13 protein-coding genes are annotated in these 16981 nt (G+C 42.0%); 10 read left to right on the top strand and 3 right to left on the bottom strand.

The genetic code is table 11. The features are described from left to right. On the bottom strand, window positions 1-137 hold a 137-nt coding region (locus tag KHB02_RS26110), incomplete at its 3' end, for an orotidine 5'-phosphate decarboxylase / HUMPS family protein (RefSeq protein WP_241114048.1). Between the two features lie 312 nt (window positions 138-449). On the opposite strand from KHB02_RS26110, the gene KHB02_RS26105 reads away from it, so the two are divergent. The 8 genes from KHB02_RS26105 (at window position 450) to KHB02_RS26070 (ending at window position 11064) form a co-directional block, all read left to right on the top strand. Then, entirely contained in the window at window positions 450-1121 is a 672-nt protein-coding gene (locus tag KHB02_RS26105; RefSeq protein WP_213147511.1) for a GNAT family N-acetyltransferase, read from the top strand. Between the two features lie 45 nt (window positions 1122-1166). Beyond that, window positions 1167-1994, top strand: a complete 828-nt coding sequence (locus tag KHB02_RS26100; RefSeq protein WP_213147510.1) for a Cof-type HAD-IIB family hydrolase — start codon at window positions 1167-1169, stop codon at window positions 1992-1994. Window positions 1995-2049: 55 nt separating this feature from the next. Next, window positions 2050-3465: an NADP-dependent phosphogluconate dehydrogenase gene (gndA, locus tag KHB02_RS26095; RefSeq protein WP_213147509.1), complete on the top strand. Its 1416-nt coding sequence runs from the start codon at window positions 2050-2052 to the stop codon at window positions 3463-3465. Window positions 3466-3659: 194 nt separating this feature from the next. Continuing rightward, window positions 3660-4889 (top strand): PucR family transcriptional regulator, encoded by a 1230-nt coding sequence (locus tag KHB02_RS26090; RefSeq protein WP_213147508.1) that lies wholly within the window; start codon window positions 3660-3662, stop codon window positions 4887-4889. A gap of 149 nt (window positions 4890-5038) precedes the next feature. Next, window positions 5039-7015 (top strand): oxidoreductase, encoded by a 1977-nt coding sequence (locus KHB02_RS26085; RefSeq protein ID WP_213147507.1) that lies wholly within the window; start codon window positions 5039-5041, stop codon window positions 7013-7015. A gap of 19 nt (window positions 7016-7034) precedes the next feature. Continuing rightward, window positions 7035-8111 (top strand): electron transfer flavoprotein subunit alpha/FixB family protein, encoded by a 1077-nt coding sequence (locus KHB02_RS29960; RefSeq protein ID WP_213147506.1) that lies wholly within the window; start codon window positions 7035-7037, stop codon window positions 8109-8111. A 14-nt stretch (window positions 8112-8125) separates the two neighbouring features. Then, the gene (locus tag KHB02_RS26075; protein ID WP_213147505.1) at window positions 8126-9001 is read left to right on the top strand and encodes an electron transfer flavoprotein subunit beta/FixA family protein; all 876 of its coding nucleotides are present in this window, start codon (window positions 8126-8128) and stop codon (window positions 8999-9001) included. 50 nt (window positions 9002-9051) lie between these two features. After that, the gene (locus tag KHB02_RS26070) at window positions 9052-11064 is read left to right on the top strand and encodes a (Fe-S)-binding protein (protein ID WP_213147504.1); all 2013 of its coding nucleotides are present in this window, start codon (window positions 9052-9054) and stop codon (window positions 11062-11064) included. A 132-nt stretch (window positions 11065-11196) separates the two neighbouring features. Here the strand turns inward: KHB02_RS26070 and KHB02_RS26065 are convergent, their stop codons facing one another. Next, on the bottom strand, window positions 11197-12627 hold the full coding sequence (locus KHB02_RS26065; protein ID WP_213147503.1) for a sigma-54 interaction domain-containing protein: 1431 nt from the start codon (window positions 12625-12627) through the stop codon (window positions 11197-11199). A gap of 341 nt (window positions 12628-12968) precedes the next feature. Here KHB02_RS26065 and KHB02_RS26060 point away from each other — a divergent pair, with 341 nt between their 5' ends. Both KHB02_RS26060 and KHB02_RS26055 read left to right on the top strand, forming a co-directional pair. Next, window positions 12969-14429 carry an amino acid permease gene (locus KHB02_RS26060; RefSeq protein WP_213147502.1) on the top strand — a complete coding sequence of 487 codons (1461 nt, stop codon included), beginning with the start codon at window positions 12969-12971 and terminating at the stop codon, window positions 14427-14429. A 104-nt stretch (window positions 14430-14533) separates the two neighbouring features. Then, the gene (locus tag KHB02_RS26055) at window positions 14534-15649 is read left to right on the top strand and encodes a M20 metallopeptidase family protein (RefSeq protein ID WP_213147797.1); all 1116 of its coding nucleotides are present in this window, start codon (window positions 14534-14536) and stop codon (window positions 15647-15649) included. A gap of 128 nt (window positions 15650-15777) precedes the next feature. On the opposite strand, the gene KHB02_RS26050 is transcribed toward KHB02_RS26055, so the two are convergent. Next, on the bottom strand, window positions 15778-16981 hold a 1204-nt coding region (locus KHB02_RS26050; protein ID WP_241114102.1), incomplete at its 5' end, for an efflux RND transporter permease subunit.

Here is a 16981-nt window from a genome sequence, read left to right as displayed (position 1 = left end):
GCTTTTACTGCTTGAAGACCTTCGATTTTAACTACTGGTGTACCGATTTCTACGATATCAATGTAGTCTTTAACTTCTTCCACCAATTTAATTGCTTCTTCAGTATTTACAAGGTCTAGAGCTAATTGTAATTCCATTTTTTGTTCCTCCTTTAATATTTTGGTTGCTACAATGTTTATTATAATTTGCAATTTTCCAAAAACAAAGTATGCACTTTTTTTTCATATAGTGTTAAAAATGACACTGTAAAAACGTGCCGAAAAGACCTATGAACCTACTTTAAATCTTGGCACCATCTTACAAAGCAGGTGTTTTTTTTATCACTATCTAACAAAAAAGTGTGTACTTGTTAAAACTCAATCTGTACTTAATAATAAAAATAATCTTTCAATCTTTTTTATTTGTATTTGGCAAAAGCTGATTAAATCAATAATAGGGGTGAAGAAAAAGTGGAATACCATCGAATAACAAATATAGTAGATCCGTATTTTAAACAGTTGCATCAATTGATGGGAGAAGTGTTCCCGCCGGAAGAAGTACTAGAATTTAATTTGTGGAAAGAGCCTTTGGAAGACCCAGATATACGGGTTTTTGTGGCAATTGAAAATAATAAAGTAGTAGGAGCGACGGAATATCGTTATTATAAAGACTTTAATATTGCGATGACTGATTTTACGATTATTGGTCAAGCCGGGCTGGGGATTGGACCGTTTTTGGCAAATAAGAGGTTAGAAGATTTAAAGAATTTAGCAGCAGATAACGGGGAAGAGTTGTATGGTATGTTTGCCGAGGTTTATGATCCATACCAAGTAGACGATTATGGATTTGGCGGTGTTAAGCCGATGGATCCCTATGTCCGCCGCGAGGTATTGGCGCATCTCGGCTATAAACGCCTTGATTTTCCTTATGTCCACCCATCCTGGAATAATGACGGCGAGCCTGTAACCGGCCTCGATCTTTGCTTTCTTCCGACTGATGGTAATCTGAAAGAACTGCCTACAAGCCTTATTGTGAAATTCTTAAAACGATATTATACCGTTTTATCAAACAAACCAATCTCATGGTATGTTATGGTTCAGAATTTAGAAAAAAATAAACAGGTTCAGCTGCTGCCGATTTAGTTATAAGGAGATTGGCAGTAGAGGTGAAAGGATTGGGATAAAGCAATGAAATGTGTTTCGATTGATTTAGATGGCACGCTCTTAAACTCTCTGCATGAGATATCGAAAGAAAATGTTTCTGTCTTGAAGGAATTACAAAAACAGGGATATGAAGTTATTCTGAATACAGGCCGGGCCTATAAAGATATAGTAAAAATCAATGGAATACAGAATATGGAGATTCCAATTATTTGTTTAAATGGTTCTGTTCTATACTCAAAGACTGGAAACCTATTATTCGAGACATCCATACCGATTCCCGTCTATAAAGAGATATTCTCTGTTTTACAAAGGTTAGGAGTCTATGTTCTGGTCTATACGAACCATGGCGGTTTCCCTTCCACTTTACCTCCGCTGCAGCGGAAAAGTAATGAAGAATTAGCAGAACTTTTCAGTGAATTTCGTTACGATCATGTTTTAAACCAGGAAAACCTTAAAATCTATAAATTAATTGCATTGGTTCAGAGAGATCAAATAGAAAAAATTGAGGAAGTAAAAAAGAGTTTAATAAATCATTCTAAGATTGCGATGGCCTCTTCTTTTCCTAATAATGTTGAGATTACATCAAATGAAGCCCAAAAAGGGCAGGCCTTAATACGCTACCAACAGATCATGAATGTAGCTTTTGAAGAGATTTTTGCTTTTGGGGATGGCGGGAATGACCTCGCACAATTCGAAGTGGCAACGACATCCGTGGCAATGGGAAATGCACCGCTATATGTTAAAGAGAAGGCAGAGATTGTAACAAAGACAAATGACCAAGACGGTTTTGCTTATGCAGTGCGCAATCTATTACATCTAATTCAACCGCAGGAGCCATCTTCCGTCAGATGATTCTAGAGGAGCACTCTATATAAATAAATCTTAAATAGAAAGGAAGAAAAATATTTTGCCAAAACAACAGATTGGTGTAATTGGTTTAGCAGTAATGGGGAAAAATCTCGCGTTAAACATTGAAAGCCGGGGGTATTCCGTCTCAGTTTATAACCGTTCCTCGGATAAGACGGAAATTTTTTTAAGTGAAGAAGCAGCAGGAAAAAACATCATCGGCACATATAGTGTGGAAGAGTTTATTAGTTCATTAGAAAGGCCCAGAAAAATATTGTTGATGGTAAAAGCAGGTACGGCAACAGATGCAACCATCCAATCCTTACAACCTCATCTTGAGGATGGGGACATTATCATTGATGGCGGCAATACATTTTTTCAGGATACCATTAGACGGAATAAAGAATTAGCGGAGACGGGAATTCATTTTATTGGTACTGGTGTTTCAGGAGGCGAAGAAGGAGCTTTAAACGGTCCTTCCATCATGCCCGGCGGTCAGAAAGAAGCATATGAACTGGTAAAACCCATTTTGGAGGCGATCTCTGCAAAGGTCGAAGGAGATGCTTGCTGCACATATATCGGTCCTAATGGGGCAGGGCATTATGTGAAAATGGTGCATAATGGCATTGAGTATGGCGATATGCAGCTAATATCTGAAGCCTATTTCATTTTGAAGCAGCTGCTGGGTTTAACTGCGGAGGAGCTTCACGAAGTATTTTCAGAGTGGAATAAAGGGGAATTAGACAGTTATTTAATTGAGATCACTGCAAATATTTTTACAAAGGTGGACGAAGAAACCAGCAAACCGCTTGTCGATGTCATTTTGGATTCGGCCGGACAAAAAGGCACTGGCAAGTGGACAAGCCAGAATGCCCTGGATTTGGGAGTTCCGCTTCCGATTATCACTGAATCGGTATTTGCCCGGTTTATTTCCGCTATGAAAGAAGAGCGGGTGAAGGCAAGCAAATTGTTAAAGGGGCCAAAAGCAACTGCCTTTGATGGCAAAAAAGAGGATTTCATTGATGCTGTAAGGAAAGCCTTGTATATGAGCAAAATCTGTTCTTATGCACAAGGATTTGCCCAAATGCGGACTGCGTCAGAAGAATATGATTGGAACCTCCGTTATGGTGATATCGCCATGATTTTCCGAGGCGGCTGTATTATTCGGGCGCAATTCTTGCAAAAAATTAAAGAGGCGTATGACCGGAATCCAGGACTTACGAATCTATTATTAGATTCTTATTTTAAAGAGATTGTCGAAAGCTATCAATCTTCGTTACGAGAAGTAGTGGCCGTGGCCATTACGTCCGGTATTCCAGTACCCGCTTTTTCAAGCGCGATTGCCTACTATGATAGTTATCGTTCAGAAACATTGCCGGCCAATCTCCTTCAAGCACAGCGTGATTACTTTGGTGCACACACGTATCAACGTGTTGATCAAGAAGGTATTTTCCATACTGAGTGGCTGGAAAAATAAACAATTCTATTTTAAACCCTAGGCCTAGCCAAGGGTTTTTATTTTTCGAATAATTCACAATTGGCGGAAAAATAGGTGCGAATATGTGATATTCGTCATTGGTAGGGAGCAGTTAAACATGGTTTAAATAAAATAGGGATTGGAAAACTTCTTTCGCGGGTAATGATAGAATTCGACTAAAAGGGGTTAGGTAAATGGGGAAAGATAGTAATTCATTTGTTCACATTGATAGTCTCGAAGAACTGGTGGATACGATTAGCGATCTGCTTGGTTGTCCTGTTACGGTGGAGGATGTCAATTTCCGGCTTCTTGCCTATAGCTCGCATGAAAAGGTCACAGACGCCGGCAGGATTGCGACGATCATTAATCGCCAAGTACCGGAAATTATCATTAATGGTTTATGGAGGGATGGTGTCATTCAACAACTGAAAAACAGTGACAATCCCATTCGTGTTTCTCCCATCGACGAGGCCGGTTTTGGCAGCCGAATTGCGATTGCTGTAAGGAATGGAAATGACCTGTTGGGCCATATTTGGGTGATTGGGTCCGGACATGCTGATGAAGAGTGGCAGACCCAATTGCTGAAAGAGGCTGCAGAAGCAGTGGGCATCAAACTATTGCAGCTTCGGTCTAGAAGGAAAAATGAACACGAAGGATACCATAGGTTTTTCCAGCAGATTCTATCGGGTGAGATTAATACTCAGGAAAGAATCAAGGAGAGGGCGCTGCAAGTAAAGGTCTCCCTTCCTCCCGAATTTAGTGTCATTGTATTTGAATCTCCAGAAGAAATAAGTGAAAGCATGTATAGGCAAATTGCTTATTTAGCGAACACTTCCAAATCGGTGCAGGTCATAATGAGCAGTAATGAGGGCCAAAGGCTTATTTTTTTAGTCAATCCTGATGCCCGGAAAGGTACTCCTAATAAAAATTGCAGCAGTTTTATTTCAAGTGCGATTTCGCAAATGACGGAAAAACTAGGGGCTTCGGGGTTTATCGGAGGCTGTGGGTGTGTCTATTCCAATTATCGGAAAATCCAAACCAGCTACCAAGAAGCCTTAACGGTAATTGGGATTAAACGAAAGCTTCCAGAGGAAACAAAAGGTATTTTCCATTATCCTCAATTAGGATTTCTTCGGTTTATCCCCGCCATTTTAGAAAAAAATGCCGATGAAGCCTATCAGAATCAGGCGCTGCAGAAAATCGGCGAATATGACCAGCAAGGAAATTCTAATTTGCTGAAAACGCTAGAAATCTATTTAAAACATGACAATATTAAAGAAACAGCAAGTGCGCTGCATATTCATATCAATACCCTTAATTACCGCTTAAAGAGAATAGAGGAAATCGGGGAAATCGATTTAATGGATCCGATGCAAAAGTTAATTCTTTATTTTGATCTAAAAACTGAAAAATTTTTAACGTAGAGGCATTTGTGTATTTTTGCAAAAATTGCCTCTTTTTTTTCTGTATTTTATACGAAGAAAAGAACAGAGAGAATTTTTATAATTAAAACCAAGTAAGGAATTTATAAAATTAAAAAAATTGTGAAACATTCAGGGAGGAAGAGGAAAAAATGGAAAATCTGGATCTGCTGTTTAGCCCAAAACAAATTCGTCACATTGAAATCAAAAATAGGATTGCGGTTACCGCGCATGCTACCGCTTTTAACCCTACAAGTAATCCTTCTGATCAATTCATCGATTACAATGTAGCCAAAGCCCAGGGTGGTGTAGGATTGCTGATGACGATGGGATCATCTTCTGTCCATCCTACTTCTCCAAACTCCGACTGGGGTGGAATTCACAACTGGGATGATAGTGTAATTCCTTATTTCAAGAAAATGTCAGAAAAAATCAAGCCATATGGTACCGTTCTGATGGCCCAGATTTCACACCGCGGGCGCCGTACCTGGAATGATGTTACATGGCTCCCAACCTATGCGCCATCCGATATTCCGGAACCAAACCATTATCATATGCCGCATATTGTTCAGCCTGACGATATTGATTGGTTAGTGGATGCCTATGTTCAGGCAGCATTAAGACTGAAAAAAGGCGGATTTGATGGAGTTGAAATCTCGGCAGCCCACGGGCATATGATTGATAACTTCTGGTCGCCTATTTCAAACCGCCGGACCGATCAATATGGCGGCAGCTTGGAAAACCGGATGAGATTTGGCAATCAAGTGATCGACGCCGTTCGAGACGCTGTTGGGGATGACTTCCTAGTGGCGTTAAGGATTACAGGTGATGAACTGATTGAAGGCGGTCTTACCAATGAAGACATGCAGGAAATTGCGCTTCGAAGTGTGAAGAGTGGAAAAATTGACTTGCTCAATGTCATCGGGTCCGTAGGTGCGACACAATATCACACAGCATTAACGGTTCCATCGATGAACTATCCTCTTGGAATCTTTACCGGTTTTGCCGGGGCCATCCGCTCCTATTTGCAGGAAAATGGATGTGATGTACCGGTTTTAACCTGTGGAAGAATTGTCCACCCACTGCAAGCAAACCAAGTTCTTGAAGAAGGGCAAGCGGATTTTGTCGGAATGAACCGTGCCATTATCGCAGACCCTGACCTTCCTAAAAAGGCACAGGAAGGCAAAATAGATGACATCAGGATTTGTATGGGTGCCAATGAAGGCTGTATCGGCAGAATTTATATCGGTAAACCAATGGTTTGTGTCCAAAATCCTCTCATCAGCCGCGAAAGCGAATTGATGGAATGGAAGCCTGCAGAGGTTGCGAAAAAAGTATTAGTCATTGGCGGAGGCCCAGGCGGACTAGAAGCGGCACGTATGGCTGCAGAGATTGGACATAATGTAACAATTTGGGAACAAAGCGGCCAGCTGGGCGGACAAATTCGTTTGGCAGCTAAAGCCCCTAATCGTGAAGCTTGGGCAAGTTCCGTCGACTGGCTGGAAGGGCAGTGCCGCAAGTTAGGTGTTGAGGTGCAATTGGGCAAAATCGCTACAGTAGAGGATGTAGTAGCATTTGGTGCCGATTCAGTCGTTGTGGCCACTGGTTCAACAGCTAGAAGGCTCGATATTCCGGGAACGGATTTACCATTTGTTGTTACGGCCAGAGAAGCCTTGGCCGAAACCGCACAAATCGGAGAACGAGTATTGTTTATTGATGAACACCACCATCAAGAAGGTTTATCTGTAGCGGAGTTCCTTGCTGAAAGAGGCCATGTTGTTGAAGTGATTTCACGCCTTTGGGTTGTAGGGGAAGAAATTGACGGAACGATGCGTCCTGATTTATATGCCCGTTTGGATGGTCTGGGTGTACAAATTACTCCAGTAACAAATGCCAAAGAAATCAATGAGGACAAAACCGTGTTAGTTGAACATTATCTATCACACCGTGAATGGGAAATGGGACCATACGATACTGTGGTAGTTGCTGCAAAAGGAGTTGCAAATGACGGCTTATGGAAAGAACTGAAAGGAAAAGTGCCTGATCTTCACCTTGTTGGCGATGCCGTTGCTGCACGCGGTTTGAATAATGCGCTATTAGAAGGTACAAGGGTCGCTAGACAGATTTAAGTGAAAAGGGGTGGGATTTGTGCCTGAAAAAACAAGTAGCATCGAATTCGCGGAGGATTCACAGATTTGGGTGCTTGCTGAACGGACGGGAAAGCAGTGGGATACAATCACATTGGAATTACTTCAAGATGCCCAGGTGCTGGCCAAAAAGACCGGATGGAAAACACTGGCGATTGTGTTTGGAAAGTCAGAGATGATATCGGATCAAGATTGCCATCAATTAGCTGCAAATGGGGCGGATAAAGTTCTTGTTTTACAACATGCGGAATTTGGAAAACCAGGCTCAATGATGGGTTATAGTCAGGTTTTGCTCGACAGCATGAATGGTCAATCTCCCCGGCTGCTGTTGTGTCCGTCCACCCCTCTATGGGTTGAATTCGCTTGCCGTCTGATTGGTGCTTGGGATGGAGTAATCGCCCGTGATGCCATCAGTTTTAAACTTACTCCAGATAACAAGCTTGAGGTCATTCAATCCATATGGCAAAACAAAGGACAAATGACAATCAGCATGTCTGACGATCATCCATGGTGCGTATGTCTGAAGCCTGGTGTTGCCGGCCTTGGAAAAACGAAACCGCAGGCAAAGGCACAAATCCTGCGCCAGGATGTTAGCAAGAAGCAAACAGAGACTGTTCAAACGGTAGAGTTATTACCTCCAAATCCAAGCGAGCTTGATCTGGTTGAAGCAGAACGGATTGTGGCCGGCGGCCGCGGCATTCAGGGAGTGGAAGGCTTTAAAGCCCTTGAAGAACTGGCATTTCTCCTTGAGGCGGCAGTGGGGGCAAGCAGGGTAGCGGTAGATTTAGGCTGGGTTCCTTATGTTAGACAGGTGGGGCAAACGGGGAAAATTGTCAAACCCCGTTTGTATATCGCCGCTGGGATAGCGGGTGCTTCTCAGCATGTGGATGGGATGCGTGATTCTGAGGTGATCATTGCCATTAATACGGATAAGAACGCAAATATATTTAAGATCGCCCATTTAGGAATTGTCGGTGATGCCGATACCATCATAAGGGGATTAATAGCTGAACTAGAAGCGGGCGGGACATCACAGGCTGCGGACAAAAGGCCGAAAGCTGTCAGTTTGATCAATTAAGTGGGGGATGACATATGAAGGTGGCTGTATGCATCGATTCGTTCTTATCGCTGCAAAGTACGACACTGGAGACTGTGAAACAAACGTATTTCGATGAACAAACATCGGTCAAATATATGATTGAACCATCGAGTGTTGCGGCAATCCAGCTGGCAAGTTCACTCTGTGGGAAAGATGATCAATTGATTGCCGTTAGCTTTGGCGGCGAATCTAGTGAAGCGGCTTTGGAGTATGCCTTAGCTTACGGGGTTCACTCGGTTGTTCAGATTAGTAGGATTCAGGGTCTCGTAGGGCAGGATTCTACGGTTACGGCTACTATTCTCGCTAATTGGCTAAGGAAGCAGTCGTTTGATTTGATTATATGCGGTAATGCTGGCGGTACTGGAACACTGCCAGCGTTACTGGCATCTTATCTTGGAATGCCAAGTATACCGCGTGTCGATTTCGTCAAAAAACGGGATATGAAAACCTTAGAAGTAAGACAGCGCCTTCTGGGTGGCTGGCGTCAAATACTTTCGGTAAGCATGCCTGCATTGCTATCGGTCCAGGCAGGATATTTTCCTGTCAAATATGTTTCCGTCAAACGCCGAAACTGGGCCGGTCAAAATCATGTCCAGATCAAAGTGGTAAATCCGGAGTGGGATGGGCTGCCGGGAACAAAGGTAATCTCAGTGGAAGCGCCGAAACCGCGGACGAAACGGACTGCTATCGACTCAAGTCAAAGTGCGGCTGACCGCTTAAAATTTCTAAGGGGCGGCGGCCCCGCACAAACTGCAAAAGCGGGGAAGGAAGAGGATAAAAAAATGGTGGAAGCGGCACCGTCAGAGGCTGTTCGGGAGATTATTGAATTTCTGAAGAAGAAGGAACTGCTTCCTGAAAAACTTCTGTAAGACTATCTGTCTATCTATTTAGATTGAACAGCGAGGGGATGGTGAAACGAATGACTCTACAACAATTTTTAGGCCTGCTGACCATTTTGTTGGCGAGCTTTTCAATAGTATTGATGCTTCTAAGACTGAAACCTATTTTGCTGGCAATGCGCCGGAGCCGGCCTACTTACCGGATGGATCAGATAGGCAAGCGGCTTTCCTCGATGGTAGTCCAGGTATTTGGACATAAACGGCTTTTGCGCAACCGTTTGGCAGGGATCATCCATCTATTTATATTCAGCGGTTTTGTTATCCTGATGCTGGATATTATTGAAGCGATTGGGCAAGTCGTTTCCCCGACATTTTCAGTAGGGGTGGTACTTCAAGCTGTTATCGATTTGTGGGTTTTACTAGTTTTGACTGGCGTGGTTCTGGCTATTTACCAGCGCCGCGTCATCCGTCCGAAGCGCTATGAAGGGTCAGATGAGCGCGATGGAGAAACAATCCTTGGAATGATTTCCGCTATTATGATTGGCATTGTGATCCATACATCGTTTTTTCCGCTTGTCGCAGACTCGTTATACGGGATTGATGAAATGAAAGATGGCCATTTTCTTGGGGTTATGCTTTCAAAGGTTTGGATTGCCATAGGGCTGGACCAAACGATTATACCCGCTATTGGTTATACAATTGGCTATTTAATGGATATCGGAATCATCTTTGCTTTTATGATGTACCTGCCAACGTCGAAACACCTGCATGTCTTTTTTGCAGTACCGGCGATCTTCTTCCGGAAAATGGACCCGCCCGGCCAATTAGTCTCACAAGATGACTCAAATCAGTCTTTGGAGGAGATTAAAACATATGAAGACTTTACATGGAAAGACATTTTGGATTTATATACCTGTACGGAATGCGGACGCTGTCAAGACGTATGTCCTGCCCATGCAGCAGGGTCTCCCTTATCACCGAAGATGCTTATCCTAAACCTAAGGGATGCTCATCTAGAACAGCTGCATGGAAATAAGCTGGCAATGAATGAAGATTGGGCAATTGCCGGAAATGTGATTTCCGCTGAAACGCTTTGGTCATGTACCACTTGCGGCGCATGCCAGGAGGCTTGTCCGGTATTCATTGAACATGTACCAAAAATTGTCGGGCTGCGTGCTTCATTGGTAGAGAATGGATTATTAGAAGAACGGGCACAAGCAACGCTGGAAGGTCTCATTGATCACGGAAATGTATATGGAAAGGACCATAAGCTTAGACCAGCTTGGGCTGCCTCGGCTGATTACCGCTTCAAGGATGCCCGAAATGAAAAGGTTGATTGGCTGTGGTTTTTGGGAGATGTAGCATCCTTTGAGACAGACCCGGGTGTTTTAAATTCGATTCATTCAGTAAGTTCAGTGCTTAAAAAGGCCGATTTAAATGTAGGCTTGTTATTTGACAGTGAGGTAAGCTCAGGAAATGATGCACTTCGCATGGGCGAAATCGGGCTTTTTGAACAGCTGGAAAATCAAAACATGGCTTCGTTAAAAGAAGCAAACTTTGATCGGATTCTTACTACAGACCCTCATAGCTTCAACGCGCTTGCTAACGATTATCAAAAGCTTGGGCTAGATAAGCCGGTCTATCATTACAGCCAGGTTTTTTTAGAATTATTCAATGAGGGAAGACTTTCCGTTGAGTCCCCGCTTGGCATTAGGGCAACGTACCATGATCCTTGTTATATCGGGCGGTGGAATGGGATTTTCGAACAGCCGCGGGAGGTCCTAAATCGTTGCGGGGTTGAGGTTGTAGACATGCCGCGGAATCGCGGGGGAAGCTTATGCTGCGGCGCTGGCGGCGGCCGAATGTGGATGAATGAATCAGGAGTCCAAGAGCGCCCCTCAGAAAGCCGGATTAAAGAAGCCTTAACATTACCAGGAGTTACCCACTTTGTCGTAAGCTGTCCAAAAGATATGGTTATGTATACAACAGCAGTCGCTTCCCTTGGCGTAGAGGACCAGATCAAAGTGGTTGATATATCAGAGCTGGTATTGATGGCGGTAAATGCAAACGCACTTCATGCGGCGGTTTCATAAGGTAAGTGAGGCATGGGGACGGTTCTCATGCCTCATTTTGAGTGGTTCTGGGATATGGGGAAGGTTCTGCTGTGTCATTCTGTTCAAAGACAGAAAGTGAGGCATAAGAACCGTCCAACCGTCCCTATGGACCTACTCCTCAACCAATTCCTTCTCGCGTATTTTCAAGTTGAATTTTTTTAACCGACGAATGATATAAGATTGGGATACACCGAGTTTTTTTGCTGTTTTCCAAGTACTATTGGTATCATTATAAGCTTTAATTAAAATGTTTTTTTCAATCTGTTCCAAATAGATTGGTAAACTCACTTCTTCTACGTTTTGGAAGAGCATTTGTTGAGACTGGTGAAGGGGGAAGTCACTTGGTAAATCGTCTATATCGATTTTTGGTCCGGCAGAGGTAATCACTAATCGTTCCATTAGATTTTCAAGTTCACGAATATTTCCATCCCAGCTGTAATTGTATAAGGCGTCCATTATGTTTTTGGATAAAGTATGTTGACGGCCATACTTTTGATTGAATTTTTTTAAATAAAAATTCAAAAGTGGAATAATATCTTCTTTTCTTTCACGTAAGGGTGGGATTTCCATAGGAAGGATGTTTAAACGATAATATAAGTCCTTACGGAATGTTCCTTCTTTGACGCGTTCCATTATATTCACATTGGTTGCTGCAATAATTCGCACATCCGCTTGTTGGACTTGGTTATCCCCAATCATCCGATAAGTCTTGTTTTGCAGAAATTGTAGAAGCTTTGATTGTAGATGAAGAGGGAATTCCCCGATTTCGTCTAAAAACAAAGTGCCTTGATCAGCTGCTGCGATTAAACCGAGTTTTCCATTGGCATTGGCCCCTGTAAATGCCCCTTTTTTGTAGCCAAATAATTCAGATTCAATGAGGGACTCTGGAATGGCACCGCAGTCTAAATGAATAAATGGTTTATTATTGCGACTGCTCAGCTGATGAATACTGTAGGCAAAGGCCGTTTTTCCGACACCTGTTTCTCCTGTTAATAGAATCGTTGTATCGATATCCGCAACCTTTTGGGACCATTCGATAAGGTGCAGAGAAACTTTACTTTTTCCAACATAGAAATCTTCATACTGCTGATTTTTTTGTTGTAAGATTAGTTGACGAATTTGCTGTTTATATAGTTGTAGAATAGATTCGATTTTTTCTAATTCACTCGATTGATTGATAACTTGGGATAATTGTCTTGCATGGGTAACAATATATTGGATATCCCCCTTCTCGTCGGGAATATAGTCACTGGAAACTAGCAAGTGAACATTATTTTGAGTGACCTGCGTGGTGCTTACAAACTGTTTTTGTTCGATAACAAGCCTTGCAATAGAAGGGGTAAATAAACCTCGTTTTTCCATTTCTATTACGTTTTGGCCAACCAATTCATCGACTTGTAATGCTGAAAAAAAATCATAAGCTGCTTGATTAACCCACAATACATTCCCTTGGTTATCGATAATCCAAATAGGGTCTTTTAATGTATTAATAATCTTTAAGAGTAATTGCCCATCAAATTGTTGTAAGATCTTTGCAGTCAAAGTGTTTCCCCCTTTCATAAGATATTTCCTTATGCTAGAAAAGCTTTAAACCTTCAGTATTTTTGATTCGTATGCGACTCAATTTGAACCCCTATGTAAGAAACTATAGCATGTTATAAGACGTTTTCATACATTTTTCGACACGAATTGAATCTATTTAGAATCATTGAGTTAGAAATGAATTATAAATTTAGTAAATTCTTTTTTGAATGTGCTGATTTATCAGTCTTTTAAAATTGGCATGATTCTTGCAATATTACAAAGTGTACTCAAGAAAATGCATCCTAATTGGAACTTAGAAAACAAGTCGGAAACGAATTAAAGAAAAAAGGGGAAATTTTATGCAAGCTGCTAAAAAGATTGAGGAGCCAAAAAAACAATTTGGGGATCAAGGTAATGAGTTGCACCGTGGGCTTAAACGTAGACATATTACTATGATGTCCATTGGTGGAACAATTGGAACAGGGTTATTCCTTGCTTCGGGAAATGTAGTATCGAAGGCTGGTGCTCTTGGGGGCCCTATTGCATATTTAGTGATAGGAATTTTAGTTTATGTCTTAATGAAAGGTCTTGGCGAAATGTCCACCTTCATGCCGACTCCAGGTGCTTATACTACTTATTCGGGTTTGTTTGTCCACCCGGTTTTAGGTTTCATGGTCGGATGGAATTTATACATTAACGGTTTTCTCGGTCTTGGGGCTGAAATTGTAGGAGGGGGAATGATATTAAATCAATTTTTCCCAAACATTCCGCCGGTTGTATTCTGTATCGGGATTTCATTATTGATTCTGGTCTTAAACTTGATCAATGTTAAATCGTACGGAGAAGCTGAATACTGGTTTGCAGGAATTAAGGTATTCGCCATTATCATTTTCTTGATTATGGGGGTTCTAATGATCTTTGGAGTGATTGGACATCAAGGATTTATTGGATTATCCAACTGGACGAGCGAGTCCGTGTTCCCGAATGGATTTACAGCGGTCATATTAATGATGACTGGGGTAGTCTGGTCTTATTTAGGGGTTGAAACGGTTGTATCAGCAGCAGGAGAAACAGTAGACCCTCAGAAGAATGTTCCTAAAGCCATCAACACAATCTTCTTCCGGATATTAATTTTTTATGTTGGTTCGATAACAGTTATGGGTTTGGTTGTTCCTTACAAAAATGTAAGCGTTTTGAGTAATGGTTATGCTGGCTTATTTGACTTTGCCGGTATACCAGGTGCGGCTGCAATCATGAATATCGTTATTCTTACATCTTTAGCTTCTGCTGCAAACTCCATCGTATATTTACTTAGCAGAACGTTAATTGCGTTATCAAAAGAAGGAAAAGCACCGAAAGCATTAGGAAAAGTGAACAAACGCGGGATCCCAACGAATGCGGTTATTCTGACTTTATTTCTGGGCCAGATTTCTCTTATCACCAACTTCGTTTCACCGGATAAAGTGTTCATTTGGCTGACATCCATCGCTGGATTCAATACTCTGCTTGGCTGGTTCGGCAGTTTTCTCTCCCATTATCGGTTTAGAAAATGGCTGGTGGCAAACGGAGGTTCTGTAGACAAGCTAAAGTTCAAAATGGGAACTTATCCGATTCCAACGATCATCTGCTTATTGGTTTTAGTTGGTATTGCCATTTACACCGCCTACAGCCCTGATACAAGATTTTCCTTCTACATTGGAGTACCGATGCTAATATTGTACTTTATTATTGGCAGGTACCTGAATAAAAAAGGGAAGCTGCAGGAAATGAACTATGAGCCGTTCTTAAAGGCGCATATCAATGAAACAGAAATAAAATAAAGAATTTTATTTGTATCATCACGTTAAAATCATTTGATGCAATACCCTGGTAATCCTTCTGGAAAGCAGGGTTTTTGCCATTAATTCAGGGAGACAGAATGAAAATGGAAAGTAAAAATCTAGAATTAGCTATACAATTGCGACATGATTTACATCAGCATCCTGAACTTTCGAATCAGGAATTTTGGACGAAACAATACTTGATTGATTTTCTTAAAAAATATACACAGCTCGAAATTGTCGATAGAGGCTCATGGTTCTATGCAATCTATCACTCCAAGATTGGAAGAAGGAACATAGCTTTCCGCGCAGATTTCGATGCTCTTCCAATAGAGGAAACAATCAATCTCCCATACGGTTCTAAGTTCCCAGGAGTTTCTCACAAATGTGGACATGATGGACATTCTGCAACTCTTTGTGGTTTCGCTTTGGAGATTGATCAGAAAGGCTGTGACAATAACATCTTCTTCCTGTTTCAGCACGCAGAGGAAACAGGGAATGGTGCTGCCGAATGCTCTGTTTTTATCAAGGAAAACAATATTGATGAAATCTTTGGCTGGCATAATTGGAGTGGTGTTGAAAAAAATACGGTCCATGTCATTGATGGAACAGCACAATTTGCATCCAAGGGTATGTCCATCTATATGGAAGGTGTTCCTTCTCACGCCAGCGAACCAGAAAAAGGTATAAATCCATCATTTGCTATTGCAAAGATAATTGATGCTATTCCTGGATACATTTCTCCTGCAAACAATAAAGGAATCGTTCTATGCACGATCGTTCAAGTGGATATTGGTGCAAAAGCATTCGGTGTAAATGCAAGCAAGGGTGTATTAAGGATGACAATTCGAGCACGTTACGAAGAAGAGATGGTCAAACTTCAGGAGAATCTGGAAAAGGCTGCAAAGGCTGAAGCAGAAAAATATGGGCTCAAGGTGAGTTTTGAGTATCAGGAGGAGTTCCCAGAAACAGCAAACCATAAAGAGAGCTCTGACAAAATTCGTCAAGTCTGCAAAGAAAAAGGCATTCCAATGGCTGAAATGACGGAAGCGTTCCGTGCATCAGAAGATTTCGGTCACTACACGAAACTCACAAAAGGTTCTTACTGTTATATTGGAAACGGAGAAGACTACCCGAATTTGCATAGCTATGAGTATGACTTCCGAGATGACCTCATTGAAACTGGAGTGGAACTATTCAAAGGACTAGCTGAGCTATAAAAAACTATTTAAAGCAATTTTTAAGCATAAAACAAACCCTAGTTGGGGCAAACACAGGGACGGTTCCGTTGCATCATTTTTGTCCAAAGAACAAAAAACTGATGCATGAGAACCGTCCCCGTGCTTCATTATTGACTTATAGTACCTTCTACCTGATTAGCCTGCAGCCTTTGCTTCTTGGCTTTCCGGAAATGGAATAGTTCGTAGAATGTCGGAATGACAATCAGTGTCAGAAGCGTTGACACGATGAGTCCGAAAATAACTACGACGGCAAGCCCCTTGGAAACAAGATTTAGGCTCATGGCTGATTCATGTGCAAACAAGAGTGGCAGCATGGCGAATACCGTTGCAAGTGCTGTCATCAAAATTGGCCGTAAACGTACAGTTCCAGCTTCCAATATCGCTTCGCGAATACTCATTCTTTCCTCGTTATGACGGATGCGGTCAACCAGCACGATTGCATTCGTTACCACAATTCCGACGAGCATCAACATTCCGATACCAGAAGAAATATTAATGCTGGAGTTGGTGACAACCAGCCCTAACAGCGAACCAATTGCTGCAAGCGGCAGCGATATCAAGATGGCGATGCTTGCCCGGAACGACTTTAAGGTCACAAGCAAAATCATAAACACGATTCCGATTGAGAACATGGCCAGTTTAGCGAGTTCTCCTAATTGATCAGATGACTGCATGGATGAACCGGTAAGTTCGGCGCTTATACCTTTTGCAAACGTATTATCCTTGCTCCAAGTGACAAGCTGCTGCTGAATTTTGCCGGCCACATCGACCATTTTGTCAGGATTGACTTGGGCTGTGACTTGTAGATAATGATGTCCGTCCTTGGTAAAGATCGTGCCTTGCTCCTGGCTTTCTTCAACCTTCGCAATGCTGGATAAAGCAACAGGACCATTTGGTGTCATCAGCTGCAGATTTTTTAAATCGTCCGCCGTTTGAATTTCTTTTAGTGCTCCTAATTTAACGGCGGTGGTCCGTCCGTCTATTTTTATGCTTCCAATTACAGCAGGCTTAATCATCGCATAAATCGACTGGGAGATTTCCTGCGCATTTGCTACTTTTGAATCTACCTGAATGGTAACGGTTGGCTTTGTATTTTGATCGTTACTTTCTACTTTTAGGATGCCATCAATGCTGCTGATTTTTTCCTTCACCTTATCAGCGGCTTTTTTAATATCGTCATCATTCTTTCCAATGACATCAATGGAAACAGTCGTTTTGTTGGTTCCCATTAATCCAGCGGTGTCAGCTGTAAGCTCCGCATCTGGAAACTGATCTTTTGTTTTTCGGATGTCTTTCACAAATTTGGCGGAA

It is taken from the genome of Neobacillus citreus (assembly GCF_018343545.2).
GTDB classification, from domain to species: Bacteria; Bacillota; Bacilli; order Bacillales; family Cytobacillaceae; genus Neobacillus; species Neobacillus citreus.
Note: the sequence above shows the minus strand (reverse complement) of the source record. Positions and strands in the feature narration are given on the sequence as shown.